The organism is Streptomyces sp. NPDC059166, assembly GCF_042755185.1.
Taxonomy (GTDB): Bacteria; Actinomycetota; Actinomycetes; order Streptomycetales; family Streptomycetaceae; genus Streptomyces.
Window position 1 is genome coordinate 79,627 of the sequence record NZ_JBHZCI010000022.1, and the last position, 25,635, is coordinate 105,261.

General features: G+C 70.1%; 23 protein-coding genes and 1 riboswitch. Of the genes, 17 read left to right on the top strand and 6 right to left on the bottom strand.

Annotated elements, in window-relative coordinates:
- Positions 1-26: 26 nt before the first annotated feature.
- Positions 27-1,409, bottom strand: coding sequence for a cysteine desulfurase/sulfurtransferase TusA family protein (locus ACFXOA_RS18375; RefSeq protein ID WP_385029019.1), 1,383 nt, complete (start codon positions 1,407-1,409; stop codon positions 27-29).
- A 273-nt stretch (positions 1,410-1,682) separates the two neighbouring features.
- On the opposite strand from ACFXOA_RS18375, the gene coxB reads away from it, so the two are divergent.
- The 4 genes from coxB (at position 1,683) to ACFXOA_RS18395 (ending at position 6,161) form a co-directional block, all read left to right on the top strand.
- Positions 1,683-2,651 (top strand): cytochrome c oxidase subunit II, encoded by a 969-nt coding sequence (gene coxB / locus ACFXOA_RS18380; protein WP_385029022.1) that lies wholly within the window; start codon positions 1,683-1,685, stop codon positions 2,649-2,651.
- Entirely contained in the window at positions 2,648-4,384 is a 1,737-nt protein-coding gene (gene ctaD, locus ACFXOA_RS18385) for a cytochrome c oxidase subunit I (RefSeq protein WP_385029025.1), read from the top strand. The genes coxB and ctaD overlap by 4 nt, the downstream gene beginning before the upstream one ends.
- Complete coding sequence (locus ACFXOA_RS18390) at positions 4,381-4,779, top strand: cytochrome c oxidase subunit 4 (RefSeq protein WP_385029027.1); 399 nt, start codon at positions 4,381-4,383, stop codon at positions 4,777-4,779. Before ctaD ends, ACFXOA_RS18390 begins: the two co-directional genes overlap by 4 nt.
- Positions 4,780-4,904: 125 nt before the next feature.
- A complete protein-coding gene (locus ACFXOA_RS18395) occupies positions 4,905-6,161 on the top strand; it encodes an Ig-like domain-containing protein (protein WP_385029030.1) in 1,257 nt (418 codons plus the stop codon).
- 102 nt (positions 6,162-6,263) lie between these two features.
- Here ACFXOA_RS18395 and ACFXOA_RS18400 read toward each other — a convergent pair whose 3' ends face one another.
- A complete protein-coding gene (locus ACFXOA_RS18400; protein ID WP_385029032.1) occupies positions 6,264-6,665 on the bottom strand; it encodes a hypothetical protein in 402 nt (133 codons plus the stop codon).
- A 187-nt stretch (positions 6,666-6,852) separates the two neighbouring features.
- Here ACFXOA_RS18400 and ACFXOA_RS18405 point away from each other — a divergent pair, with 187 nt between their 5' ends.
- The 6 genes from ACFXOA_RS18405 (at position 6,853) to ACFXOA_RS18430 (ending at position 13,958) form a co-directional block, all read left to right on the top strand.
- Positions 6,853-7,473 carry a heme-copper oxidase subunit III gene (locus tag ACFXOA_RS18405; protein WP_362547401.1) on the top strand — a complete coding sequence of 207 codons (621 nt, stop codon included), beginning with the start codon at positions 6,853-6,855 and terminating at the stop codon, positions 7,471-7,473.
- A 55-nt stretch (positions 7,474-7,528) separates the two neighbouring features.
- Entirely contained in the window at positions 7,529-8,338 is an 810-nt protein-coding gene (locus ACFXOA_RS18410; protein WP_385029035.1) for a c-type cytochrome, read from the top strand.
- A complete protein-coding gene (locus ACFXOA_RS18415; RefSeq protein WP_385029038.1) occupies positions 8,335-9,387 on the top strand; it encodes a Rieske 2Fe-2S domain-containing protein in 1,053 nt (350 codons plus the stop codon). Before ACFXOA_RS18410 ends, ACFXOA_RS18415 begins: the two co-directional genes overlap by 4 nt.
- Positions 9,384-11,009, top strand: coding sequence for a cytochrome bc complex cytochrome b subunit (locus ACFXOA_RS18420; protein ID WP_385029041.1), 1,626 nt, complete (start codon positions 9,384-9,386; stop codon positions 11,007-11,009). Before ACFXOA_RS18415 ends, ACFXOA_RS18420 begins: the two co-directional genes overlap by 4 nt.
- Before the next feature lie 125 nt (positions 11,010-11,134).
- Positions 11,135-12,199 (top strand): anthranilate phosphoribosyltransferase, encoded by a 1,065-nt coding sequence (gene trpD, locus ACFXOA_RS18425; protein ID WP_385029044.1) that lies wholly within the window; start codon positions 11,135-11,137, stop codon positions 12,197-12,199.
- Between the two features lie 82 nt (positions 12,200-12,281).
- Positions 12,282-12,399: riboswitch (SAM riboswitch) on the top strand.
- Between the two features lie 182 nt (positions 12,400-12,581).
- Positions 12,582-13,958 (top strand): aminotransferase class V-fold PLP-dependent enzyme, encoded by a 1,377-nt coding sequence (locus ACFXOA_RS18430; RefSeq protein WP_385029047.1) that lies wholly within the window; start codon positions 12,582-12,584, stop codon positions 13,956-13,958.
- 85 nt (positions 13,959-14,043) lie between these two features.
- Here the strand turns inward: ACFXOA_RS18430 and ACFXOA_RS18435 are convergent, their stop codons facing one another.
- Positions 14,044-14,325 carry an Lrp/AsnC family transcriptional regulator gene (locus ACFXOA_RS18435; RefSeq protein ID WP_033303376.1) on the bottom strand — a complete coding sequence of 94 codons (282 nt, stop codon included), beginning with the start codon at positions 14,323-14,325 and terminating at the stop codon, positions 14,044-14,046.
- A complete protein-coding gene (locus tag ACFXOA_RS18440) occupies positions 14,322-15,074 on the bottom strand; it encodes a rhomboid family intramembrane serine protease (protein WP_385029050.1) in 753 nt (250 codons plus the stop codon). The genes ACFXOA_RS18435 and ACFXOA_RS18440 overlap by 4 nt, the downstream gene beginning before the upstream one ends.
- Before the next feature lie 171 nt (positions 15,075-15,245).
- Between ACFXOA_RS18440 and ACFXOA_RS18445 the strand changes: the two genes are divergently transcribed.
- The 4 genes from ACFXOA_RS18445 (at position 15,246) to ACFXOA_RS18460 (ending at position 19,648) form a co-directional block, all read left to right on the top strand.
- Complete coding sequence (locus tag ACFXOA_RS18445; RefSeq protein ID WP_018555472.1) at positions 15,246-15,488, top strand: hypothetical protein; 243 nt, start codon at positions 15,246-15,248, stop codon at positions 15,486-15,488.
- 39 nt (positions 15,489-15,527) lie between these two features.
- Positions 15,528-16,889, top strand: coding sequence for an NYN domain-containing protein (locus tag ACFXOA_RS18450; RefSeq protein WP_385029151.1), 1,362 nt, complete (start codon positions 15,528-15,530; stop codon positions 16,887-16,889).
- A gap of 295 nt (positions 16,890-17,184) precedes the next feature.
- The gene (locus tag ACFXOA_RS18455; protein ID WP_385029053.1) at positions 17,185-18,210 is read left to right on the top strand and encodes an NlpC/P60 family protein; all 1,026 of its coding nucleotides are present in this window, start codon (positions 17,185-17,187) and stop codon (positions 18,208-18,210) included.
- A gap of 184 nt (positions 18,211-18,394) precedes the next feature.
- Complete coding sequence (locus ACFXOA_RS18460) at positions 18,395-19,648, top strand: hypothetical protein (RefSeq protein WP_385029056.1); 1,254 nt, start codon at positions 18,395-18,397, stop codon at positions 19,646-19,648.
- On the opposite strand, the gene ACFXOA_RS18465 is transcribed toward ACFXOA_RS18460, so the two are convergent.
- Positions 19,605-20,870: a glycosyltransferase 87 family protein gene (locus ACFXOA_RS18465; protein WP_385029059.1), complete on the bottom strand. Its 1,266-nt coding sequence runs from the start codon at positions 20,868-20,870 to the stop codon at positions 19,605-19,607. The genes ACFXOA_RS18460 and ACFXOA_RS18465 overlap by 44 nt on opposite strands.
- Before the next feature lie 77 nt (positions 20,871-20,947).
- Here ACFXOA_RS18465 and ACFXOA_RS18470 point away from each other — a divergent pair, with 77 nt between their 5' ends.
- Entirely contained in the window at positions 20,948-22,090 is a 1,143-nt protein-coding gene (locus ACFXOA_RS18470) for a glycosyltransferase family 4 protein (protein ID WP_385029062.1), read from the top strand.
- An 87-nt stretch (positions 22,091-22,177) separates the two neighbouring features.
- Here ACFXOA_RS18470 and ACFXOA_RS18475 read toward each other — a convergent pair whose 3' ends face one another.
- Positions 22,178-23,974, bottom strand: coding sequence for an AMP-dependent synthetase/ligase (locus tag ACFXOA_RS18475; protein WP_385029065.1), 1,797 nt, complete (start codon positions 23,972-23,974; stop codon positions 22,178-22,180).
- Positions 23,975-24,254: 280 nt separating this feature from the next.
- Between ACFXOA_RS18475 and ACFXOA_RS18480 the strand changes: the two genes are divergently transcribed.
- Both ACFXOA_RS18480 and ACFXOA_RS18485 read left to right on the top strand, forming a co-directional pair.
- Positions 24,255-25,064, top strand: a complete 810-nt coding sequence (locus tag ACFXOA_RS18480; protein ID WP_385029068.1) for a metallophosphoesterase — start codon at positions 24,255-24,257, stop codon at positions 25,062-25,064.
- Positions 25,065-25,184: 120 nt separating this feature from the next.
- Positions 25,185-25,634 (top strand): SRPBCC family protein, encoded by a 450-nt coding sequence (locus tag ACFXOA_RS18485; protein WP_385029071.1) that lies wholly within the window; start codon positions 25,185-25,187, stop codon positions 25,632-25,634.
- Position 25,635: the final 1 nt, after the last annotated feature.

Sequence of the window (25,635 nt, forward strand, 5' to 3'; positions counted from 1 at the left end):
GCCGCGTCCCGGACGCGGCGCCGGTGTCAGACGAGCCGGCGGACCACATAGGCCGACCCGTGGTCCGCCGGCTCCTCGCCCACGTACTCCTGCTCGCGCATCGCGCACCAGGCCGGGATGTCGAGCCGGGCGGCCTCGTCGTCCGAGAGCACCGTCACCGTGGAGCCGACGGGTACCTCTCCGATCACCTTTGCGAGTTCGATCACCGGGATCGGGCAGCGCCTGCCGAGCGCATCGACGACCAGCGGACCTCCGGCCGCTGGGGAGGGGGCGGACGGTGCGGGGGCGCCGAGCTTCTCCCGTACCCCGGCGACCACGCCCGGCAGCACGTCGAGGAAGGTGCCGACCTCCTCCTCCGTGGTCCCCGCCGGGAGCGACACCCGGACGTTCCCCTCGGTGAGCACCCCCATCGCCTTGAGTACATGGCTGGGCGTCAGGGTGCTGCTGGTGCAGGACGATCCGGACGAAACGGAGAACCCGGCCAGATCGAGCTCGTGGAGCAGTGTCTCCCCGTCGACATAGAGACAGGAGAAGGTGACCAGGTGCGGAAGCCGGCGCACCGGATCCCCGACCACCTCCGCGTCCGGGACGAGACCGCCCACCGCCCCCCTGATCCGGTCCACCAGCGCGCGCAGCCGTACGGCCTCCGCGACGGCCTCCGCGCGCACCGCCCGCAGCGAGGCGGCGGCGGCCACGACCGCCGGGATGTTCTGGAAACCGGCGGCCCGGCCGGACTCACGTTCGTCGGACGGCCCCCGCGGGGCGAACCGGGTCCCCTTGCGCACGGCGAGCAGGCCCACGCCCGGCGGGCCCCCCCACTTGTGGGCGCTCGCGGTCAGCAGGGACCAGCGTCCGGGCACGGGTCCCCAGCCCAGCGACTGCGCGGCGTCCACCAGCAGCGGCACCCCCGCCTCGGCGCAGACCTCGGCCGTCTCCGCCACCGGCTGCTCCGTCCCCACCTCGTGGTTGGCCGACTGGAGGCAGGCCAGCGCGGTGTCCGGACGCAGCGCCCGGCCGTAGGCGGAGGGGTCGACGGCGCCGGTCCGGTCCACCGGCACCTCGGTGGACGAGCCCCCCTCCGCCTCGAAGGCCGCGGCGGCGTGCAGTACGGAGGAGTGCTCGACTGCGGACAGCACCAGATGGCGGCCGACACGCCGACGCCCGGACAGCGCTCCGGACATCCCCGAATGCACCGCCCGGGTGCCGGACGAGGTGAAGACGAGTTCGTCGGGGCGGCAGCCGACCGCCTCGGCCGCGGTCTCCCTGGCCGCGTCCAGCAGCAGCGCGGCCCGCCTCCCCTCGCGGTACAGCCGGCCCGGATCGGCCCAGCCCTCGTCCAGGGAGGCAAGCAGCGCCTGGCGGGCCACGGGATGCAGGGGGGCGGAGGAGGCCGCGTCGAAGTAGGGCACCCCGCAACGCTAGCCCGAGGGAGCCGCGCCGGGGTGGCGGGCCGCTCGCCGGTGAGCAGGAGGAGGCGTCAGATGACGGCCGGAGTCCCGCATTCCACCCCTTCGGGGTGTCGCGCGGCGCGTTGGGCACCCTCCCCGCGCGACCCCAAATGGCGTCCAGTAGGGTTTGGTCCGCATAAACATCCAAACCCCTGCCCGCGTCAGGGCCGGCGACCGACCAGAGTGACACGGCCGCGCCGAACCGTGCGGGCGAGACTCTCGGGAAGGCGCTACGTGAGTCCCAACGGCTCCGACCGCTCGTCGCGGCGCCCGATGCGGCGGAAGCTGCCGCAGGTGCTGACTGCGGGCCTGGTCCTGGCGACGGCCTCCGGTTGTTCATACAACTGGGAGGATTTCCCCCGCCTCGGTATGCCCACCCCGGTAACGGAAGAGGCCCCTCGGATCCTCTCCCTCTGGCAGGGCTCGTGGGCGGCAGCGCTCGCCACGGGTGTCCTCGTCTGGGGGCTGATCCTGTGGAGCGTCATCTTCCACCGGCGAAGCAGGACCAAGGTGGAGGTACCTCAGCAGACCAGGTACAACATGCCTATCGAGGCGCTGTACACAGTGGTCCCCCTGATCATCGTCTCGGTGTTCTTCTACTTCACCGCGCGCGATGAATCGAAGCTCCTCGAGCTCACGCCGAAGCCCGCCCACACCATCAACGTGGTCGGCTACCAGTGGAGCTGGGGCTTCAACTACATCGAGAACGTGGAGGGCGAGCCCTCCACCGGCAACGAGGTCCCCGAGGAGCTCGCGGCCATCCCCGACAAGTTCCGCAAGGACTTCCCCGCGAACGCCAACGGCGTCTACGACGTGGGTGTCCCCGGGACGCGTAACCCGCAGAACGGCAACCCGGGACCGACCCTGTGGCTGCCGAAGGGCGAGAAGGTCCGTTTCATCCTGACTTCGCGTGACGTCATCCACTCCTTCTGGGTGGTGCCGTTCCTCATGAAGCAGGACGTCATTCCGGGCCACACCAACTCCTTCGAGGTCACGCCGAAGAAGGAGGGCACGTACATGGGTAAGTGCGCCGAGCTCTGCGGCGTCGACCACTCCCGGATGCTCTTCAACGTCAAGATCGTCTCTCCCGAGCGGTACCAGCAGCACCTCAAGGAGCTGGCTGAGAAGGGTCAGACGGGCTACGTGCCGGCAGGCATCGAGCAGACGGACCCGGCCAGGAATGCGGAGACGAACAAACTGTGAGCATCCTCAACGAATCCCAGGGTGCCGCGGCAGCAGACGACTCGTTCGAGGACGAGCTGCCGGTGCGGCGCAACCAGCCGGGTGCTGTCGTCGTCAAGTGGCTGACCACCACTGACCACAAGACGATCGGCACGATGTACCTGGTCACCTCGTTCGCCTTCTTCTGCATCGGTGGTCTGCTGGCGCTCTTCATGCGCGCCGAGCTGGCCCGCCCGGGTACGCAGATCATGTCGAACGAGCAGTTCAACCAGGCGTTCACGATGCACGGCACGATCATGCTGCTGATGTTCGCGACGCCGCTGTTCGCCGGGTTCGCGAACTGGATCATGCCGCTGCAGATCGGCGCGCCCGACGTGGCGTTCCCGCGGCTGAACATGTTCGCGTACTGGCTGTACCTCTTCGGCTCGATCATCGCGGTGGCCGGCTTCCTCACCCCCCAGGGCGCTGCCGACTTCGGCTGGTTCGCCTACTCCCCGCTGTCGGACGCGGTCCGCTCGCCGGGCGTCGGCGCCGACATGTGGATCATGGGTCTGGCCTTCTCCGGCTTCGGAACGATCCTCGGCTCGGTCAACTTCATCACCACGATCATCTGCATGCGCGCCCCCGGCATGACGATGTTCCGCATGCCGATCTTCACCTGGAACGTCCTGCTGACCGGTGTCCTGGTCCTGCTTGCCTTCCCGGTCCTCGCCGCCGCGCTCTTCGCGCTGGAGGCCGACCGTAAATTCGGTGCGCACGTATTCGACGCGGCCAACGGCGGCGCATTGCTCTGGCAACACCTCTTCTGGTTCTTCGGCCATCCAGAGGTGTACATCATCGCGCTACCATTCTTCGGAATCATTTCCGAGATCATTCCGGTCTTCAGCCGCAAGCCGATGTTCGGCTACATCGGTCTGATCGCCGCGACGATCGCCATCGCCGGCCTCTCGGTGACGGTCTGGGCGCACCACATGTACGTCACGGGCGGCGTGCTGTTGCCGTTCTTCTCGTTCATGACATTCCTCATCGCGGTACCGACCGGTGTGAAGTTCTTCAACTGGATCGGCACGATGTGGAAGGGCTCCTTGTCCTTCGAGACCCCGATGCTCTGGTCGGTCGGCTTCCTGATCACCTTCGCCTTCGGTGGTCTGACCGGCGTGATCCTGGCCTCGCCGCCGCTGGACTTCCACATCTCCGACTCGTACTTCGTCGTCGCGCACTTCCACTACGTCGTCTTCGGCACCGTGGTCTTCGCGATGTTCGCCGGATTCCACTTCTGGTGGCCGAAGTTCACCGGCAAGATGCTGGACGAGCGGCTCGGCAAGATGACCTTCTGGACGCTGTTCTGCGGCTTCCACGGCACCTTCCTCGTGCAGCACTGGCTCGGAGCCGAGGGCATGCCGCGGCGTTACGCGGACTACCTCGCCGCCGACGGCTTCACCGCCCTGAACACGATCTCGACGATCTCCTCGTTCGTGCTCGGACTGTCGATCCTCCCGTTCTTCTACAACGTCTGGAAGACCGCCAAGTACGGCAAGAAGATCGAGGTCGACGACCCGTGGGGCTACGGCCGTTCGCTCGAATGGGCGACGTCGTGCCCGCCGCCGCGCCACAACTTCGTCAGCCTGCCGCGGATCCGTTCCGAATCCCCGGCGTTCGACCTGCACCACCCGGAGATCGCGGCGCTCGAGCAGCTGGATCACCTGTCCGAGGGTGAGAAGGTCCTCGCGGGCGGCAAGGAGGACGGCAAGTGAAGATCCAGGGCAAGCTCTTCCTCTGGCTGAGCATCTTCCTCCTGGCCATGGCCGTCACGTACGGCGTCTGGTCCAAGGAGCCGGTCGGTACCACCGCGCTCGTCCTGGCCTTCGGGCTGGCCCTCATGATCGGCTTCTACCTGGCCTTCACGGCCAACAGGGTCGACGCGATGGCCCAGGACAACAAGGAGGCCGACGTCGCGGACGAGGCCGGCGAGGTGGGGTTCTTCTCCCCGCACAGCTGGCAGCCGCTCTCGCTCGCCATCGGCGGCGCGTTCCTCTTCATGTCGGTCGTCTTCGGCTGGTGGCTGGCCTACTTCTCGGCCCCGCTGCTCCTGGTCGGCCTCTTCGGCTGGGTCTTCGAGTACTACCGGGGTGAGAACCGCACCCAGTAGGACACGCCCTCACAGGGCGAGCAACACCCGTACGGGGGCCCGGTCCGCTCAGCAACGAGCGGGCCGGGCCCCCGTTTGCAGTCACTGAACGCGCTGGATCGGATGAATCTTCTTAGCGTGGGTTCATGAACCACACGCCGCGCACTCGCTCCGTAGTGAACTGCACCCTGCTGGTCGTGACCCTGGTAGCGGGTGCGACCGCCTGTGGCGAACCGGACGGCGACCCGCTGTCCCTGAAGCCGCACGACGCCGCCGAACTCATCTCGTTCAACGGCCCGCCCGAGAACCAGAAGGCGAACCTCGACAAGCCCATCGAGGTCACCGTCAAGGAAGACGACGCGAAGATCACGGACGTCACCGCCGTCGACGCCGACGGCCGCCACCTGGCGGGCGAACTCGACGCCGACGGGAAGCGGTGGCACTCCACCGCCTCACTCGCGGCCGGCACCCGATACACCGTCAAGGTCTCCACCGAGAACGGTGACGGCGCCCCCGGCAGCCGTACGTACGCCTTCGGCACACAGCAGGCCGAGAAGTTCCTCAAGGTCACCTTCGGCCCGCAGGCGGGCACCTACGGCGTCGGACAGCCCCTCACGGCGGAACTCAGCGCTCCGGTCACCGGCAAGGCGGCCCGGGCCACCGTGGAGCGAGGCCTGCAGGTCCGGTCCGCCCCCGCCGTCACCGGATCCTGGTACTGGGTCGACGCGAAGACCCTGCACTACCGCCCCAAGGAGTACTGGCCCGCCGACGCCAGCATCGACCTCCGCAGCAACCTCAAGGGCATCAAGGTCACGGGCGGCCTCTACGGCGACGACACCAAACCCCTCAAACTCACGACCGGCGACCGGATAGAAGCGATCACCGACGCCTCCGACCACTCCATGACCGTTCTCCGCAACGGCGAGGTGATCAACACCATCCCGGTCACCACCGGCAAGCCCGGCTTCGACACCCGCAACGGCGTCAAGGTGGTGCTGGCCAAGGAACAGTTCGTACGCATGCGCGGCGAGAGCATCGGCATCGCGGCCGGCTCCTCGGAGTCCTACGACCTGCCGGTCTACTGGGCGACCCGGGTCACCTGGAGCGGTGAGTACGTCCACGCCGCGCCCTGGTCGACCGGCTCGCAGGGCAACGCCAACGTCAGCCACGGCTGCACGGGGATGAGCACCGCCGACGCCGAATGGTTCTTCGAGACCGTACGCGAGGGCGACATCGTCAAGGTCGTCGGCAGCGAGGGCGAGATGATGACCCCGTTCGACAACGGGTTCGGCGACTGGAACCTCTCCTGGGCCGAATGGCAGAAGGGCAGCGCCCTTCATGGCGACGGCACGTCCGAGACGGAGTCCGGCGTCGAGACCGCGCGGCTGCGCCCGCAGGTCTGAGCCCGGGAGCGCGCCCCGCTCCCGGAGCCCCGCGGAGGGGTTCGGGGCCCCTCCGCACCCCGTGCGCCCCGGCGCGGGCCGTCACAGGCGCACCGACAGGGCTCAGGCGCCCACGGACAGCCTGTGGCGCAGCAGGGACGCCAGGGCGTCCGCGAGATCGACCGGGTCCACCGGGTGCGTCACAGCGGCGTCCGCACGGCTCCAGGTGGCCAGCCAGGCGTCCTGGGGGCGTCCGATCAGCAGGAGCACGGGCGGGCACTCGAAGATCTCGTCCTTGATCTGCCGGCAGACGCCCATGCCGCCCGCGGGGGCCGTCTCGCCGTCCAGCACGCAGACGTCGACGCCACCGCCGTCCAGCGCGCTCAGCACGGCCGGCAGGGTGGCGCACTCCAGGAACTCCACGGGTGGCACGTCCGCCGCAGGCCTTCGCCCGGCCGCCAGCCTCACCTGCTCACGGATGTTGGCGTCGTCGCTGTAGACCAGGACCGTGGCGGTCGGCTGCATTGTTCCTCCGTGACGTCTGTGTCTTCGGGGCTCTCGGGGCATGAACCGATGGGCGGATCGTACTCCGCCGGACCGCCTGTCAGCACCGGTATGAACAGCGATTCGATGGGCCGTCCGGTGAGGACACACCCCGTTGACACACCGAACGGCACCCCCCGGAGTGAGGGCGGGATAAGCGACCGACATAATGTCGGTCGTGGCGACAGCAACGACAGTAGAAACCGGGCACGCGCACCCGTCGGTCAATCGGCCGAACCTCACCAGCGTCGGAACCATCATCTGGTTGAGTTCCGAGCTGATGTTCTTCGCGGCCCTCTTCGCGATGTACTTCACCCTGCGATCGGTGATGGGTCCCGAGCACTGGGAGGAGATGGCCCACCATCTGAACTTCCCGTTCTCGGCGACGAACACCACGATCCTGGTGCTTTCCTCCCTCACCTGCCAGATGGGCGTCTTCGCCGCTGAGCGGGGCGATGTGAAGAAGCTCCGGACCTGGTTCATCATCACGTTCGTGATGGGTGCGATCTTCATCGGAGGCCAGGTCCTCGAGTACACCGAGCTGGTCAAGGAGGCGGGGCTCTCCCTGTCCTCCGACCCGTACGGCTCGGTGTTCTACCTGACGACCGGCTTCCACGGTCTGCATGTGACAGGCGGTCTGATCGCCTTCCTGCTCGTCCTGGGCAGGACATACGCGGCCTCGAGATTCACCCACGAGCAGGCCACCGCCGCCATCGTCGTGTCCTACTACTGGCACTTCGTGGACGTCGTCTGGATCGGCCTGTTCGCCACGATCTACATGATCAAGTAGCCGGGCTCACACCCGCCCATCATCGACGCAGAAGATCCTGACACCGGGGTAATCCGTGAAAAAGCTCTCCGCACGACGACGCCATCCGCTGGCGGCGGTCGTCGTACTACTCCTCGCGCTGGCGGCTACCGGGGGGCTGTACGCCGCGTTCGCGCCTGCGGGTAAGGCGCAGGCCGACGAAACCGCCCAGTCCCTCGCCATCGACGAGGGCAAGAAGCTCTACTCCGTGGGCTGCGCAAGCTGCCACGGATCCGGCGGTCAGGGCACCACCGACGGGCCGTCCCTCGTGGGCGTCGGCTCCGCCGCCGTCGACTTCCAGGTCGGCACCGGACGCATGCCGGCCCAGCAGCCGGGCGCCCAGGTCCCGAAGAAGAAGGTCATCTACAGCCAGGCCGAGATCGACCAGCTCGCGGCGTACGTCTCGTCGCTGGGCGCCGGCCCGATCACGCCCACCAAGAGCCAGGTCGACCCCTCGGGTGCCGACGTGGCGAAGGGCGGCGACCTGTTCCGCACCAACTGCGCGCAGTGCCACAACTTCACCGGCGAGGGTGGCGCCCTGACCAAGGGCAAGTTCGCCCCGAGTCTCGAAGGCGTGAGCCCGAAGCACATCTACGAGGCCATGCAGACCGGCCCGCAGAGCATGCCCTCCTTCCCCGACACCACGATGCCGGAGCAGGAGAAGAAAGACATCATCGCGTACATCAAGACCGTCAACGGTGATGACTCCGAGACCCCCGGCGGGCTCTCGCTCGGTGGCCTGGGCCCCGTCAGTGAAGGTCTCTTCGGCTGGATCTTCGGCCTGGGCGGCCTCGTCGCCGTCGCCGTATGGGTCGCGGCCCACACCGCTAAGGCCAAGAAGTCATGAGTAGCCAACAGATTCCAGAAGAGAACCTGCCGGTAGAGCAGGGCACCGCGCACGGCGCGGTAGAGGGTGCGGGCGACCCGTTCGCCAACCCGGGGCTGCCGGCCCACAGGCCGCGCATCCAGGACATCGACGAACGCGCCGCGAACCGCTCCGAGCGGGCCGTGGCACTGATGTTCACCCTGTCGATGCTGGCGACGGTCGGCTTCATCGCCTCCTACGTCATCTTCCCCGTCGACAAGATCGTCTACATCTGGCCGTTCGGTCATGTGAGCGCGCTGAACTTCTCCCTGGGCCTGACCCTGGGCCTGGCGCTCTTCCTGATCGGCGCGGGCGCCGTCCACTGGGCGCGCACCCTGATGTCCGACGTGGAGGTCGCCGACGACCGGCACGCCATCGAGGCGACCCCCGAGGTCAAGGCCAAGGTCATGGCCGACTTCGCCGACGGTGCCCGGGAGTCCGCCCTCGGCCGGCGCAAGCTGATCCGCAACACGATGTTCGGTGCGCTGGCCCTGGTGCCGCTCTCCGGTGTGGTGCTGCTGCGCGACCTCGGTCCGCTGCCGGAGAAGAAGCTCCGCTCGACGCTGTGGGCCAAGGGCAAGCAGCTCGTCAACATGAACACCATGGAGCCGCTGCGTCCCGAGGACGTCGTCGTCGGTTCGCTGACCTTCGCCATGCCCGAGGGCCTGGAGGAGGACGCGCACGACTTCCAGACGCAGATCGCCAAGGCCGCCCTGATGATCATCCGCATCGAGCCGGACAACATCAAGGACAAGCGTGAGCGTGAGTGGGCCCACGAGGGAATCGTGGCCTTCTCGAAGATCTGCACCCACGTCGGCTGCCCGATCAGCCTGTACGAGCAGCAGACGCACCACGTGCTCTGCCCGTGCCACCAGTCCACCTTCGACCTCTCCGACGGCGCCCGCGTCATCTTCGGTCCGGCCGGTCACCCCCTTCCGCAGCTGCGGATCGGTGTGAACAGCGAGGGCAACCTCGAGGCGCTCGGTGACTTCGAAGAGCCCGTCGGTCCTGCCTTCTGGGAGCGCGGATGAGTACTGCGACGGAAACACAGCGCAAGGCGCCCGCCGGTGAGCGGGTCGCCGACTGGGCGGACGGCCGGCTCGGCATCTACGGCCTCGCCAAGGCCAACATGCGCAAGATCTTCCCGGACCACTGGTCCTTCATGCTCGGTGAGATCTGCCTCTACAGCTTCATCATCATCATCCTCACGGGTGTGTACCTGACGCTGTTCTTCCACCCGAGCATGAACGAGGTCGTGTACCACGGCTCGTACGAGCCGATGCAGGGCATCCGGATGTCCGAGGCCTACGCCTCGACGCTGGACATCAGCTTCGACGTCCGCGGTGGTCTGCTCGTCCGGCAGATCCACCACTGGGCGGCGGTGATCTTCCTCGCCGGCATGTTCGTGCACATGTTCCGCGTGTTCTTCACCGGCGCGTACCGCAAGCCGCGTGAGATCAACTGGCTGTTCGGCTTCCTGCTGTTCGTCCTCGGCATGTTCACCGGGTTCACCGGTTACTCGCTCCCGGACGACCTGCTCTCCGGCACGGGTGTGCGCTTCACGCAGGGCGCCATCCTGTCGATGCCGATCGTGGGCACGTACATCTCGATGTTCCTGTTCGGCGGGGAGTTCCCCGGCGGCGACATCATCGCCCGGTTCTACTCGATCCACATCCTGCTGCTGCCGGGCATCATGCTCGGGCTCGTGGTCGGCCACCTCATCCTGGTGTTCTTCCACAAGCACACGCAGTTCGCGGGTCCGGGCCGCACGAACAAGAACGTCGTCGGCATGCCGCTGCTGCCGGTGTACATGGCCAAGGCCGGGGGCTTCTTCTTCCTCGTCTTCGGCTTCATCGCGATCATCGCGGCCATCGCCACGATCAACCCGATCTGGGCGCTCGGCCCGTACCGGCCCGACCAGGTGTCCACGGGAGCCCAGCCGGACTGGTACATGGGCTTCGCCGAGGGCTTCGTGCGTGTGATGCCGGGCTGGGAGATCAACCTCTGGGGCCACACCCTGGTCCTGGGCGTCCTGATCCCGCTCGTCCTGTTCGGTGTGATCCTCGGGGCGCTCGCCCTCTACCCGTTCATCGAGTCCTGGATCACCGGGGACAAGCGCGAGCACCACATCCTGGACCGCCCGCGCAACGCCCCGACCCGTACCGGCCTCGGTGTCGCCTGGGTGACGATCTACTTCGTCATGCTGATCGGCGGCGGCAACGACATCTGGGCGACGCACTTCCACCTGTCGCTCAACGCGATCAGCTGGTTCGTCCGGATCGCGTTCTTCGTCGGCCCGGTCCTCGCGTTCATCGCCACCCGGCGGATCTGCCTCGGCCTCCAGCGCCGCGACAAGGAGAAGGTGCTGCACGGGCGCGAGTCCGGCACCATCAAGCGCCTGCCGCACGGTGAGTTCGTCGAGATCCACGAGCCGCTCGGCCCGGGGCAGCTGCACACGCTCACCGCGCACGAGCAGTACAAGCCGGTCGAGATCGGCCCGACGGTCGACGAGAACGGTGTCGAGCGCAAGCCCTCGGCCCTGCAGAAGCTGCGGGCACGGCTCAGCCAGAGCTACTACGGCGAGAACAACCAGATCGCCAAGCCCACCGCCGAGGAGTACAGGGAGATCACCAGCGGCCACGGCCACCACTGATCGACCTCAGCTGAACGCCACAGCGGGAGCCCCGTCCATCCGATGGACGGGGCTCTTCGCTGTCCCCGGAGCTGGATAGGGTGGAGGCCTTCCTTGTATCGGCTGTGGACCCCCAGGAGCGGACCATGAACGTTGTGACCCCGGACGGCGGCGACAGCGTGGCGGCCTTCTCCTGGCCCGGCGTGCTGACCCCCCTGCTGCGCGGTGAGAACCTGACCTCCGACGCCACCGCCTGGGCCATGGACCGCATCATGAGCGGCGAGGCGACCGACGTGCAGATCGCCGGATTCGCGGTCGCCCTGCGCGCCAAGGGCGAGACGGTCACCGAGGTCTCCGGCCTGGTCCGCGCGATGTACGAGCACGCCACGACCATCGAGGTCCCCGGCCGCACCGTCGACATCGTCGGCACCGGCGGCGACATGGCGAAGACCGTCAACATCTCCACGATGTCCGCGATCGTCGTGGCCGGCACCGGCGCGAAGGTCGTCAAGCACGGCAGCCGCGCCTCCTCGTCCGCCAGCGGCTCGTCCGACGTGCTCGGCAAGCTCGGCGTCAACCTGGAGCTGGCTCCCCGGCGCGTCGTGGAGGTGGCCGAGGAGGCGGGCATCACCTTCTGCTTCGCGGTGAAGTTCCACCCCGCCCTGCGCCACGCGGCCAAGGCCCGTGCGGAGCTGGGCGCGCCCACCACGTTCAACATCCTGGGCCCCCTCACCAACCCGGCCCGGGTGCGCTCCCAGGCGATCGGGGTCGCCGATCTGCGCATGGCCCCCATCGTCGCGGGCGTACTGGCCGAACGCGGCAACTCCGCCCTGGTCTTCCGGGGCGAGGACGGCCTGGACGAACTGACCACCACGGCGACCTCGCGGGTCTGGGTGGCCCGGGACGGCGTGGTCCGCGAGGAGACCTTCGACCCGCGCGACGTGGGCGTCGAGCTGGTCCCGGTAGAGGCGCTGCGCGGCGCCGACGCCTCGTACAACGCGGATGTGGCGCGCCGGCTGCTGGCCGGGGAGACCGGGCCGGTACGGGACGCCGTGCTGCTCAACTCGGCGGCTGCGCTGGTCGCGCTGGACCCGGGGGACGGGCCGCTCACCGAGCAGATCCGGGCCGGTATGGCGAAAGCCGCCGAGTCGATCGACTCGGGTGCGGCCGGGCGGGCCCTGGAGAGATGGGTCGTCGCCAGCAACGCGTGAGCGCGTCGGTGTGCGGCAAGGCGCAGTCCGGATCGCGGACTGCGCCTTGCGCGTTCCCGTACGTATGGCAAGATGCTGCGCAGGTCATGAGTGACAGCGACTACGGCCCCGGCCCGCTGTCCGGCAACCCTCCGTCCGTGGCGGGGTGCCCCGGGTGAAGACCAGGCCGCAGGCAGCGAGGTCTGCGGCAAGCGCGGGCCCCTCGGCGTCTACGACGCCACCCCTTGGGGTCCTGGTCCCAGGGAGACTCTTGTGAGCAAGCGAATGCGATAGGGCACCGAGCCCTTCTCCGCACACCCTTTTTCCTCTTCTTCATCCCGCGCCGCCGCGTGCCTCTGTCCGCCGGTGCGAGGATCTCGCCTGCCTCTCACGGGAGTTCGCCATGTCTGTCTCCACCGCTGCCGCCGACCAGTCGATCTGTACCCCTCTGCCGGTCCTGGGCGCCGATGTCACCGTTCCACTGGTTACGGGCGGAAACGTCACCTACGCCGCGCTCGACTACGCGGCCAGCGCCCCGGCCCTCCAGCGGGTGTGGGACGACGTCGCCGCCTACGCGCCGTACTACGGCAGCGTGCACCGCGGTGCCGGCTACCTCTCGCAGCTGTCCACGGACCTGTTCGAGGCGGCCCGGGTGACCGTCGCGGAGTTCCTCGGCTGCCGCGCCGACGACCAGCTGGTCTTTACCCGCTCGACGACCGACTCCCTCAACCTGCTCGCCGCCGCACTGCCCGCCGACTGCCAGGTCTTCGTGTTCGAGACCGAGCACCACGCCTCGCTGCTTCCCTGGCGCGACGCCCGGGTCACCTTCCTCGACGCGCCCCGCACCCCCGGCCAGGCGGTCGAGACGCTGGAGCGCGCGCTGGCCGCCCGCGATCCCCAGGGGCCCGCCCTGGTCTGCGTCACGGGTGCCTCCAACGTCACCGGTGAGCTGTGGCCCGTGAAGGAACTGGCCGCCGCCGCCCACGCGCACGGAGCGCGGATCGTGCTGGACGCCGCCCAGCTCGCCCCGCACCACCCCGTGGACATCGCGGAGCTGGACGTCGACTGGGTCGCCTTCTCCGGGCACAAGCTTTACGCGCCCTTCGGCTCGGGTGTCCTCGCGGGACGCGCGGACTGGCTGGTGGCCGCGGAGCCGTACCTCGCGGGCGGCGGCGCCTCCCGCAAGGTCTCACGGCGCACGGACGGCGGTGTCGACGTCGAGTGGCACACCACCGCGGCCCGGCACGAGGCGGGTTCGCCCAACGTCATCGGCGTGCTGTCCATCGCCGCGGCCTGCAAGGCCCTCACCGAGGCCGGCTTCGGACGGCTCGTGGAGCGCGAGCAGCGCCTGGTCGCCCGGGTCCGTGAGGGCCTGGCCGACGTCCCCGAGGTCAAGGTCCTCTCGCTCTTCGGCGACGACGCCCCGCGGGTGGGCGTCATCTCCTTCGTGGTCGAGGGATGGAACAGCTCGCACTTCGCCGCCGCGCTCTCCGCCGAGTACGGCATCGGGGTACGCGACGGACTGTTCTGCGCCCACCCCCTCGTGCGGACCCTGCTCGGCGGCGAGTCCCAGGACCCGGGTGAGTGCGGTGCGCCGGAGGCGGCACCGGGGGAGCGGTCCCTGAACGCCATCCGGGTGAGCTTCGGCGCCGGTACGCCGGACGAGCACATCGAGAGGTTCCTGGGGGCCGTCCGCGAACTGGTGAACGACGGCGCCCGCTGGGCCTACCGCACCGAGGACGGCCGCTGCGTGCCGGACCGGGACGCGGCGCAGAACTGATCCGCGGATACGGCTCCGGCCGGGCACAGGGGGCGCGATGCCCTTGTGCCCGGCCGGAGCCGTATCGCTGTGTCCGCTCGCGGTGCTACGCGTCCAGCCCGATGGCGAAGGCCGCCTCCAGGTCGTGCTGGGAGTAGGTGCGGAAGGCCACGTGGGTGTCGGTGGCCTCGACGCCCTGGATCTTGCTGATCCGGCCCGGGATGACATCGGCCAGATCGTCGTGCCGGGCCACCCGGACCATGGCGATCAGGTCGTACGTACCGGTGACGGAGAAGACCTCGCTGACGCTGTCCAGCGCGGCGATGGCCTCGGCGATCTCCGGAATCCGGTCGACGCTGGTCTTGATGAGAACGATCGCGGTGATCACGGCTGGCTGTCTCCCTCGGTGGCCGTGGCTGGAGCTTTCACTCTAGTCCCCCGGAATCTCACCCATGCGTAGAGGAAGCCGGCGGCGAACCCCGCCACGTGCGCGAGGTACGCGACCCCGGGGCCGCTGCCCGCGTTCTGCGCCGCCAGCCACTGCAGGACGAACCAGAAGACCAGCACGATCCAGGCGGGGAAGCGCAGCGGCAGGAAGAAGAGGAAGGGGAAGAGGCTGGTGACGCGGGCCCGTGGGAAGAGCTGGAGGAACGCGCCGAGCACCGCCGAGATCGCCCCCGACGCGCCGACCAGGGTCTGGTCGGAGTCCGCGTGCACCACCGCGTAGGCGGCCAGGGCGAAATAGCCGCACACGAGGTAGAAGACGGTGAACTCGGTGCGGCCCATCCGTTCCTCGGCCATGGCCCCGAACACGTAGAGGAACAGCATGTTGCCCAGCAGGTGCAGCCAGCTCCCGTGCACGAACAGCGCGGTCAGCGGCGTGAGCGCGGCGCGCGCGGAGCCGTCCAGCAGCTCGCTGGGGATCACGCCCCACCGCTCGAAGTACCCGGCCTGGGCGGCGAGAAGGGCGTCGGGGCTGCTGCCGTAGGCCGGATTGAAACCGGAGAGCGGGCTGACGAGGAACACCGCACAGCACAGCGCGATCAGTCCGTACGTGACCGGGGCGCCCCCTGACACGGCCGCCGCCCCGAGCTCCTTGAGCCTGCGCCGCCAGTGGACTTCCCTCACGTCGATCACGTACAGAGCATGACGCACCGGCCGAGAACCGGACAGACCGCCTCGCCGTGCCGGTGCGGATGCCTGAGGCCGTAGGGTTGCAGCACGACATCCGCAGTTCGACGGCGCACCGCGAGATCGACGGACCAGGGCACGTACGACGCTCGACGAACCACGAAAGAGGACGCAACGATGACGACGGTTCCCCAGCCGACGGACGCGACTCGCTGGCGCTGCACGCTCTGCGGCAATCTCACGCGTTTCGACGTGACGCGCTCCTCGAAGGTCGTGGAGTACGTCCATCTCGACCTGGCCGGGGAGTCGAGTGTCGAGGAGCGGGAGGTGGTCAGTGAGACCATCGAGTCGGTGCGCTGCCGCTGGTGCAACGCCGTGGACCAGATCGAACTGGTCGACAGGCCCGGCGCCGACTCCTGACGGAGCCGGACGGACAGACATACACGGGAGTGATGGATGGTGGAGCAGCCGACAGGCGGCGCCGGACCGGCCGACGCGGCCGACGGCGCCGCGGAGTCGCTCGACCGTCCGCTGCCCGAGGGCGTACGCCGCAAGGTGGTCGCGCTGGTCTCGGACGCCTTCGGCGGCCTGACCGTCGGCGAACTCCCCGCCCAGCTGCGGCAGTACGCCCGGTTCACGCCGAGCCGGCGGGCGAAGTTCGCGGGGAACGCCATGGCGGCGGCCCTGGAGAGCGATCCGTCGTTCCGCCGGCGCATCGGTGAGCGCATCGGCCAGGCCCAGCCCGAGCTGGCCGAGGCACTCGCCTCCGGCGCCCCGCCCGCGGCCGCCGACCCGGCCGACGTGGCGGCGGCCGCCTATGTGCTGCGGCCCGCGGGCTGGGCGAAGCTCGTCGCGGCGGCGGGCGAGGAGGTCCAACGCGCACACGCCGAGCGGGCGGACGAGGAGTCCCGGCGCGAGGTGGAGCGGCTGCGCGAGGAACTCGACCGCGCGCGCGGCCAGACCAGGGCGGACACCGAGCGGCTGCGGGCGGAACTGGACGCCTCCCGCAAGGAGGCCGACTCCCTGCACCGCAAACTGCGCAGCGCGCTGAGCGAGGTGAAACGCGGGGAGGCCGCCCTGCGTAAGTCGGGCGCCGAGGCGGACGCCGTGCGCGCCGAGGCCGCCGCACAGGTCTCCGCGGCCGAGAGCGAGTCGCGGCGGCTCAAGGCGCGGCTCGCGGAGGCGGAGGCGGCCGTCGAGGCCGGCCGCAGGGCCGCGCGGGAGGGCCGGTCCGTCGAGGACATGCGGCTGAGACTGCTCCTGGACACCGTGCTCGACGCGGCCCAGGGGCTGCGCCGCGAACTGGCGCTGCCACCCGCCTCGATACGCCCCGCCGACGGCGTCGAGGCGGTGGAGCCCGGGCGGATGTCGCCGAAGGACATCGCGGCCCGGGCGCTCTCGGAGACCGATCCCGCGCTCCTGGACCAGCTGCTCGCCCTGCCGCAGGCCCATCTGATCGTCGACGGGTACAACGTCACCAAGACCGGCTATCCGCAGATGCCGCTGGAGAAGCAGAGGCTGCGCCTCCTGGGCGGCCTCTCGGTCCTCGCCGCCCAGACCGGCGCGGAGATGACCTGTGTCTTCGACGGGGCCGAGCTGGCGGCCCCCGTGCTGCTCGCACCCCCGCGCGGAGTCCGGGTGCTGTTCAGCAAGGCCGGGGTGACGGCCGACGAGCTGATCCGCCAGCTCGCCCGCGCCGAACCGCCGGGCCGGCCCGTGGTGGTGGTCTCCACGGACCGTGAAGTCGCCGACGGTGTCGCGAAGTCGGGAGCGAGACCGGTCGCGTCCGTCTTGCTCCTGAAGCGCCTTTCGCGCGTCTGAGGCGTCTTGTGCGGCAATGGGGGACTTGCCGGAATTCGTGGCACGGACCGTCAAGTCGCCGCTACGCGCAGTGCGATGAAAGTAAAGAAGTGCCAGGTGCGGCGAGATTTTGCTCGTGAGGATTTGAACTGATCACAAGATGGTCACTAGGGTCAGGCCTCGAACCTTCGCACGGTTGATTGCCCATCCGGGGTGACGGCGAAGGAACCGCCGAGTCCGTGACGTGCACGGAGCCGGGGAACCAGCCCTGTCCCCCCACCCGGTAGGCGGCTCGAGGAAGAAGGAGCTCGCCTTCGTGGCGTCCCACCGTCGTCCCAAGCAGCCGAGCCGCACCCGCGTGACCGTGCTCACCGCGACCGCCGCCGCTGCCGTGGCACTCACCTCCCAGGCCGCGCACGCCGACCCCAAGCCGACCAAGAGCGAGGTCAAGGCGAAGGTCGACAAGCTCTACCACGAGGCCGAGGTCGCCACCGAGAAGGCGAACGGCGCCAAGGAGCAGCAGGACGAGCTCAAGAAGCAGGCCGACGCCCTCCAGGACAAGGTCGCCCGAGGCCAGGAGGAGCTCAACGCCCTCCGTGGTGAGCTCGGTTCGCTGGCCACCGCGCAGTACCGCTCCGGGGGCCTCGACCCCTCCGTGCAGCTGCTGCTCTCCTCGGACCCGGACGGCTTCCTCGACAAGGCGTCCGCCCTCGACCAGCTGACGGCCAAGCAGGCCGAGTCGCTGCAGAAGATCCAGGCGAAGCAGCGGACCCTCGCGCAGGAGCGCAAGGAGGCGCAGGGCAAGCTCGCCGACCTCGCGGACGTCCGCAAGACGCTCAACGAGAACAAGAAGAAGTACCAGGGCAAGCTCGCGGACGCGCAGAAGCTGCTCAACACCCTCACCGCCGCCGAGCGGGCCAAGATGGCCCAGGACGAGCAGCGCGCCAGCCGCGCGGCCGGCGACCGGGTCGACCTCGGCAACGAGCTCCCCGCCTCCGCCCGCGGCGCCGCCGCCCTGAGGGCCGCCGCCACCCAGCTCGGCAAGCCGTACGTCTCCGGCGGAACCGGTCCCAACTCGTTCGACTGCTCGGGCCTGACCCAGTGGTCGTACGCCCAGGCCGGGGTGCAGCTCACCCGCACCACGTACACCCAGATCAACGACGGCCCGCGGGTCGGCCGCAGCGCCCTCAAGCCGGGCGACCTGGTCTTCTTCAACAACACCTCGCACGTCGGCCTCTACGCGGGCAACAACCAGATCCTGCACGCCCCGAAGCCGGGCGCCGTCGTCCGCTACGAGTCGATGGACTACATGGGCAGCTTCCAGTTCGGCGTGCGCCCCTGACGTCCGGACGGGCGAACCGCGCACCCCGCGGCATCGCGCCCCGCCGAGGACACCAGGTCCTGGGCGGGGCGTCGTCGTGTCCGGCGGGACGGCCGCGTCCCCGCCCCGCTCCCGCCACCGCGCGCGCCCGCCGGGTACGGCGCCGTCAGCCCCGCCGCCCGCGTCTCACCGTACGATCGGCTGGATGGCTGTTCGAACGCAGGACGCGCGGCGGGGCCGTACCCGCGGACGGAGCACGGCAGGCGCCGTGCTCGCCGTCCTGCTGCTCGCACCCGCGTGCGCGCCGTCCGAGGAGTCGGCGGCCGGGATCACCGCCGAGGAGGTCTCCGCCGCCCTGGAACGCCGCGCGGCGGCCGTCCTGGCCCATGACACCGGCGCCTACCTCGCCGGGATCGACCCGGAAGCCGCCTCCTTCAGGGCCGCGCAGGGCACCGAGCTGCGCAACCTCGCCGACGTACCGCTGAAGTCCTGGGAGTACGAGGTCGAGGGCCTGACGGCCGAAGGGGAGGGGCGGGTCACCGCCGAGGTCGAGCTGCGCTACCGCGTCCAGGGCTACGACCACGCCCCCGTCTCCGCCTCCCGCACGGTGGAACTGGTGCGCCGGGGCCGCGACGGCACCTGGTACATCGCCGGCGACCGTGCGGCGGACGGCTCCCCGGAGCAGCTCTGGCAGCAGGGCGACGTCGAGGCCGTGCGCGGCACGAACGCACTCGTCCTCGGAGTCGGGCGCACGACCGCGGAACTCCGCCGGATCGCGGCCACCGCGGACCGTGCCGTGCCGTCCGTCACCGGGTCCTGGCCCGAGCCCTGGTCAGGTCGCGTCGTGGTGATCGTCCCGGGGACGGTGGAGGACATGGCGGGACTCCTCGGCTCACCCGCCGCCAGCTACCGGGGGATAGCCGCCGTCACCACCGGTGAGGTGGGCGGCAGCGGGCACGCCCCGGCGGACCGGGTGATCATCAACCCGCAGGCCTACGGGATGCTCGGCGACTTCGGGCAGCGGGTCGTCCTCACCCACGAGACCACCCACGTCGCGACGCGCTCGTACACCTCGCCGGCCACCCCGGTCTGGCTGTCCGAGGGCTTCGCCGACCGCACCGCCTACCGCCACGAGACCCGTACCGCCGACGAGATCGCCCCCGAACTCGCCGAGGCGGTCCGGGCCGGCGACCTGCCGGCGCACCTGCCCACCGACGAGGACTTCGGGTTCGGCGGCGACGCCGGAGGGCTCGCCAGGGCCTACGAGGGCGCCTGGCTGGCCTGTGAGCTGATCGCCAGGGACTGGGGCGAGGAGGCGCTGATCGCCTTCTACAAGGCCGTCGGGAGCCGGGAGGAGCGCGACGGGGCGGTGGAGGAGGCCATGCACACGGTGCTCGGCACCACCCCGCAGGAGTTCACGGTGCGCTGGCGGGAGTATCTGAGCGCCCGGCTGGCCTGAACCGCTCCGCGCCGCCGGTCTCCGGAGCCCCGGTCACCGTCTCCCGCCACAGCCGCCGCCCGGCGGTCAGCGTCGCGGCGACGAGCAGCCCGTTGCGTACGGCCATCAGCGCCACGCCCCGCGCGTCACTGGCCACCACGTGCGCGAAGCCGAGCGGGAACTCCAGCACGGTCACACCCGTGGCGACCAGCACCAGACAGGCGGGCAGGACCATCCGGCTGCGCCGGAACACCAGGCAGACCGCGCCGACCCCCAGCGGCCACACCATGTACTGGGGGCTGATCACACGGCTGGTCACCGTGAACAGCAGCACGGCGGTGAACGCCGCGTCCGCGGGGGTGTGCCGCTCGAACGTACGCGCCCGCAGCCGCCACACCAGGAGCCAGCCGAACGCGAACACGCTCAGCGCCAGCGTCAGGGCGCCGACCAGCGCCACGTGCGGCCCGGCGAACTCCATCGAGCCGTAGCGGAGCTCCACCCGGCCCTCCCAGCCGAACTGCCGGGCGACGTGGAAGACCAGCGCCCCAAGCGACTCGATCTCCAGGCCCCGGTCCCGCTGGAAGGTCAGGAAGGCGAACGCCCCGGGCAGCGCGAGCGCCGCTGCCGCGACCAGCACCACCCCGGTCACCGCCGCGGCCGACCAGGACCTGCGGGTGTCCCGGCCCGGAGCGGTCCCCACCAGCAGCAGCACCGGCCAGACCTTCAGCAGCGTGCCGAAGGCCGCCAGGGCGCCCAGCACCCGCGGCTGCCGTACCCCCGCCAGCAGCGCCGCCACCGCGACCGCCGTCACCATCAGGTCGTAGCGGGCGTACACCGTCGGCCCGAGCAGCGGCACCCCCGCCACCCACAGCCACACGCCCGCCGGGCGGCCGCCGTGGCGGCCGCCCGCGTACAGCAGCAGGCCGAACACGAGCGCGTCGCAGAGCAGGGCGAGCACGAAGAACGCGGTGGCGTAGCCGAGGAAGGGCAGCAGATCCGGGGAGAGCACCGCGAGCGCGGCCGCGGGAGGGTACTGCCAGGTGACATCGTCCCGCGGGAAGGAACCCGCCCGCAGGACCTCGTACCAGCCCCGGTAGATCACCGAGACGTCGCTGGTCACGTCCGGGCCCGGCACCGTGAACACCTTGAGGACGCAGAGCATCAGCACCGTCCGGGTGAGGCTCCACACGGCGAGCTGCGGACCCCGGCCGAGCCGGCCATGCGTACCCGTCCTGACGGTCATGCACGCCATGATGCAGGCCCCCACGGTGCGGGAGCCGTCAGGCAGGGCCGTCGGGCGGCCCGGTACTGTCGGCGGCGATGGACAAGACGCTGATCGTGACGAACGACTTCCCGCCGCGCCCGGGAGGCATCCAGGCCTTCCTCCACAACATGGCGCTGCGCATGGACCCCGGGCAGATCGTCGTGTACGCCTCCACCTGGAAGCGCGGCGCCGAGGGCGCGGAGGCCACCGCCGCCTTCGACGCCGAGCAGCCCTTCACCGTGGTGCGCGACCGGACGACGATGCTGCTGCCCACCCCCGGGGTCACCCGGCGGGCCGTCCGCCTGCTGCGCGAACACGGCTGCTCCTCCGTGTGGTTCGGAGCCGCCGCGCCCCTCGGACTGATGGCCCCCGCGCTCCGCTCGGCGGGCGCGCGCAGGATCGTGGCCACCACGCACGGGCACGAGGCGGGCTGGGCCCAGCTGCCCGCATCCCGGCAACTGCTGCGCCGCATCGGCGAGGGCACCGACACGATCACCTACCTCGGCGAGTACACCCGCTCCAGGATCGCCGGCGCGCTCACCCCCCGGGCCGCGGACCGCATGGTCCAACTGCCGCCCGGGGTGGACGAGAAGACCTTCCACCCAGCGTCCGGGGGAGACCGGGTGAGGGAGCGGCTCGGGCTCAGCGACAGGCCCGTCGTGGTGTGCGTGTCGCGCCTGGTGCCGCGCAAGGGCCAGGACACCCTGGTGCTCGCCATGCCCGCGATCCTCGCGCGGGTGCCCGACGCCGTCCTGCTCGTCGTGGGCGGTGGCCCGTACGCCGGACAGCTGAAGAAGCTCGCGTCCGAGACCGGGGTCTCGGACTCGGTGCGCTTCACCGGCCCGGTGCCCTGGGAGGAGCTGCCCGCGCACTACGGCGCCGGCGACGTGTTCGCCATGCCCTGCCGCACCAGGCGCGGCGGCCTCGACGTCGAAGGCCTCGGCATCGTCTACCTGGAGGCCTCCGCGACGGGACTTCCGGTCGTGGCGGGCGACTCGGGCGGCGCGCCCGACGCCGTGCTCGACGGCGAGACCGGATGGGTGGTGCGGGGCGGCTCCGCCGAGGAGTCCGCCGACCGGATCGTCACCCTCCTCCAGGACCCGGAACTGCGCCGGCGCATGGGGGAGCGGGGCAGGGAGTGGGTCGAGGAGAAATGGCGCTGGGACCTGCTCGCGGAGAAGCTCCGGGCGCTGCTCTGAGCTGCTTCGGGACGTGACTCCGAGTTGCTTCGGGACACGGCTCCGAGGTGCATCGTGGGTGCTGTCCCGCTCGTGCGATGACCCGGCTCAGCCGCGGTAGATGGCCTCGACCTCGTCCGCGAAGTCCTTCGCCACGACGTTGCGCTTCAGCTTCAGCGACGGCGTGATGTGACCCGCCTCCTCGGTGAACTGCGCACCCAGGACACGGAACTTGCGCACCGACTCCGCCTTCGACACCGCGGCGTTGCCCTCGTCCACCGCACGCTGGACCTCGGCCAGGAGCTCGGGGTCCTCACGGAGCGAGAGGGCCGTCGAACCGGCCGGCTTGCCGTTCTCCTCCGCCCAGCGGGAGAGGAACTCCTCGTCGAGGGTGAGCAGCGCCCCGACGAACGGGCGTCCGTCGCCGACCACCATGCACTCGGCCACCAGGGCGTGCGCGCGGATCCGGTCCTCGATCACCGCCGGGGCGACGTTCTTGCCGCCGGCCGTCACGATGATCTCCTTCTTGCGGCCCGTGATCGCGAGATAGCCGTCCTCGTCGAGCGTGCCGATGTCACCCGTGTGGAACCAGCCGTCGGCCAGCGCCTCGGCCGTGGCCGCCTCGTTGCCCCAGTACCCGGTGAACAGGTGCTCGCCGTGCAGCAGCACCTCGCCGTCGTCGGCGATCCGCACGACCGAACCCGGCAGCGGCTGGCCCACCGTGCCGATCTTCTGGCGGTCCCACGGGTTGAAGGCCGTGGCCGCGCAGGTCTCGGTGAGGCCGTAGCCCTCCAGCACCGTGAAGCCGATCCCCCGGAAGAAGTGGCCCAGCCGCTCGCCCAGCGGCGCGCCGCCCGAGATCGCGTACTCGCCCCGGCCGCCGAGCACGGCGCGCAGCTTGCTGAACACCAGCCTGTCGAACACCTTGTGCTTGAGCCTCAGGCTCACCGACGGGCCCTGTGCGGTGCCCAGCGCGCGGCTGTAGGCGATCGCGGTGTCCGCCGCCCGGTCGAAGATCTTCCCCTTGCCGTCGGCCTGCGCCTTGGCGCGCGCCGAGTTGTAGACCTTCTCGAAGACACGCGGCACACCGAGGATCAGCGTCGGCCGGAACGACGCCAGCTCGTCGGTGAGGTTCTTGATGTCCGGCGCGCAGCCGAGCTTGATCGGGGCCATCACCGAGGCCACCTCGACCAGCCGGCCGAAGACGTGCGCGGTGGGCAGGAAGAGCAGGACGGAACACTCGCCCGTGCGGAAGAGGGGCTTGAGGCGCTCCACGATGTTGCCGCACTCGGCGAAGAAGCTGCGGTGCGTCAGCACACAGCCCTTGGGACGGCCGGTGGTGCCCGAGGTGTAGACGATCGTCGCCGGGTCGTCGGCCCGGGCGCTCGTCATGCGCAGGTCCAGGGCCTCGTCGGAGACGGCGGCACCCGCGCGGACCAGCTCGCCGACCGCGCCCCTGTCGATCTCCCAGACGTGCCGCAGACCGGGGAGCCGGTCGCGCACGGACGCGACCGAGCCCGCGTGGGTGTCGCTCTCCACGATCACGGCGACCGCGCCGGAGTCGCCGAGTATCCACTGGACCTGCTCGGCGGAGCTGGTCTCGTACACCGGCACGGTGACGGCGCCGGCGCTCCAGATGGCGAAGTCCAGCAGCACCCACTCGAAGCGGGTGCGGGACATCAGGGCCACCCGGTCACCGGGCTGGATGCCCGCCGCGATCAGCCCCCGGGCGGTGTCCCTGACCTCGGCGAGGAACTGCGTCGCGGTGACGTCGGTCCAGGCTCCGGCGACCTTCCGGCTCATCACCGCGACATCGGGATGCTGAGCGGCGTTGCGGCGGATGAGATCCGTCAGGTTTCCGTCCGCGGGGACCTCGTACAGGGCCGGAAGGCTGAACTCACGCAAGACTGCTGCTCCTCATCGGGCTCCGGTTCCACGGCTCTGTGCGACGCACCGGATCGGTCCAAGACTGGCAGATGCTCAGTGGGGTGAGCACGACTGGACGGCCCGGACGTTACCCACCGGTACGCGGTTCCGGAAAGGGGGCCCAGGCCAGATGTCTCGTGCGTCACACATATCGGTGGTCCTTCGGCGCACATTAGTCCACCCGTGTCCCGATCCGGAAGTAATCGCAGGTCCGACGGCATCTACCCAGAGCGGCGAGCCGCGACCTAGGGTGAGCTCCATGCATGCCGGTACACCGCACGATCAGCACACGATCCACACGCCGAGGACACGCGTGCACGTCGTCAGCGACGTGCACGGCAACACCGAGGCGCTGGCGCGCGCCGGGGACGGGGCGGACGCCCTGATCTGCCTGGGGGACCTCGTCCTCTTCCTCGACTACGCCGATCACTCGCGGGGGATCTTCCCCGACCTGTTCGGTGCCGCCAACGCCGACCGCATCGTCGAGCTGCGTACCGCCCGCCGCTTCGAGGAGGCCAGGGCCTTCGGGCGCGAGCTGTGGGCCGGCCGGGACCGCAACGCGGCGATCCTGTCCGCCGTACGCAAGCAGTACGCCGAGATGTTCGCGGTGATGCCCACCCCGACCTACGCCACCTACGGCAACGTCGACGTACCGGACCTCTGGCCCGAATACGCCAACTCCGGTACCACGGTGCTGGACGGGGACCGCGCCGAGATCGGCGGCCGGGTGTTCGGGTTCGTCGGGGGAGGGCTCAGGACCCCCATGAACACCCCCTACGAGATCAGCGACGAGGAGTACGCCGCCAAGGTCGAGGCGATCGGCCCCGTGGACGTGCTGTGCACGCACATCCCGCCGGACGTCCCGGAACTGACGTACGACACCGTCGCCCGGCGCTTCGAGCGCGGCAGCCGCGCCCTCCTCGACGCCATCCACCGCACCCGGCCCCGCTACGCGCTCTTCGGCCATGTGCACCAGCCGCTGGTCCGCCGGATGCGGATCGGAGCCACCGAATGCGTCAACGTCGGCCACTTCGCCTCGACCGGCCGCCCCTGGGCCCTGGAGTGGTGAGCGACACGGCCGCCGCCCGCGGGCCGGGGCGCGGACGGGCGGGCCGCCGGCACGCGATAGCCTGCACACGGCAGGCCTCTGCCGAACGCGACCGGTACACCGCACTGGAGGGCCACGGCGATGGCTGAACACACCAGCTCGAGCATCACGATCGACGCTGCACCGGCCGACGTCATGGGAGTGATCGCCGACTTCGCGCGCTATCCGGAGTGGACCGGCGAGGTCAAGGAGGCCGAGATCCTGGCCACCGACGACCAGGGCCGCGCCGAGCAGGTCCGCCTCGTCCTCGACGCCGGGGCGATCAAGGACGACCACGTCCTCGCGTACACCTGGAACAGCGAGTACGAGGTCGACTGGACCCTGGTGAAGTCCCAGATGCTGCGCGCCCTCGACGGCAGCTACGCCCTGGCGCCCCTGGGCGACGGCGAACGCACCCAGGTCACCTACCGGCTCGCCGTGGACGTCAAGATCCCCCTCCTGGGCATGATCAAGCGCAAGGCCGAGAAGGTCATCATCGACCGCGCCCTCGCCGGGCTGAAGAAGCGCGTCGAGTCCGTCCCGAAGGGCTGAC

Coding starts and splice junctions, on each gene's coding strand:
- ACFXOA_RS18430 (WP_385029047.1), top strand. CDS start 12,582: ATGTCTGTCTCCACCGCTGCCGCCGACCAGTCGATCTGTACCCCTCTG.
- ACFXOA_RS18420 (WP_385029041.1), top strand. CDS start 9,384: ATGAGTACTGCGACGGAAACACAGCGCAAGGCGCCCGCCGGTGAGCGG.
- ACFXOA_RS18395 (WP_385029030.1), top strand. CDS start 4,905: ATGAACCACACGCCGCGCACTCGCTCCGTAGTGAACTGCACCCTGCTG.
- ACFXOA_RS18460 (WP_385029056.1), top strand. CDS start 18,395: ATGGCTGTTCGAACGCAGGACGCGCGGCGGGGCCGTACCCGCGGACGG.
- ACFXOA_RS18485 (WP_385029071.1), top strand. CDS start 25,185: ATGGCTGAACACACCAGCTCGAGCATCACGATCGACGCTGCACCGGCC.
- ACFXOA_RS18445 (WP_018555472.1), top strand. CDS start 15,246: ATGACGACGGTTCCCCAGCCGACGGACGCGACTCGCTGGCGCTGCACG.
- ACFXOA_RS18470 (WP_385029062.1), top strand. CDS start 20,948: ATGGACAAGACGCTGATCGTGACGAACGACTTCCCGCCGCGCCCGGGA.
- ACFXOA_RS18400 (WP_385029032.1), bottom strand. CDS start 6,665: ATGCAGCCGACCGCCACGGTCCTGGTCTACAGCGACGACGCCAACATC.
- ACFXOA_RS18465 (WP_385029059.1), bottom strand. CDS start 20,870: ATGACCGTCAGGACGGGTACGCATGGCCGGCTCGGCCGGGGTCCGCAG.
- ACFXOA_RS18480 (WP_385029068.1), top strand. CDS start 24,255: ATGCATGCCGGTACACCGCACGATCAGCACACGATCCACACGCCGAGG.
- ACFXOA_RS18415 (WP_385029038.1), top strand. CDS start 8,335: ATGAGTAGCCAACAGATTCCAGAAGAGAACCTGCCGGTAGAGCAGGGC.
- ACFXOA_RS18405 (WP_362547401.1), top strand. CDS start 6,853: ATGTCGGTCGTGGCGACAGCAACGACAGTAGAAACCGGGCACGCGCAC.
- trpD (WP_385029044.1), top strand. CDS start 11,135: ATGAACGTTGTGACCCCGGACGGCGGCGACAGCGTGGCGGCCTTCTCC.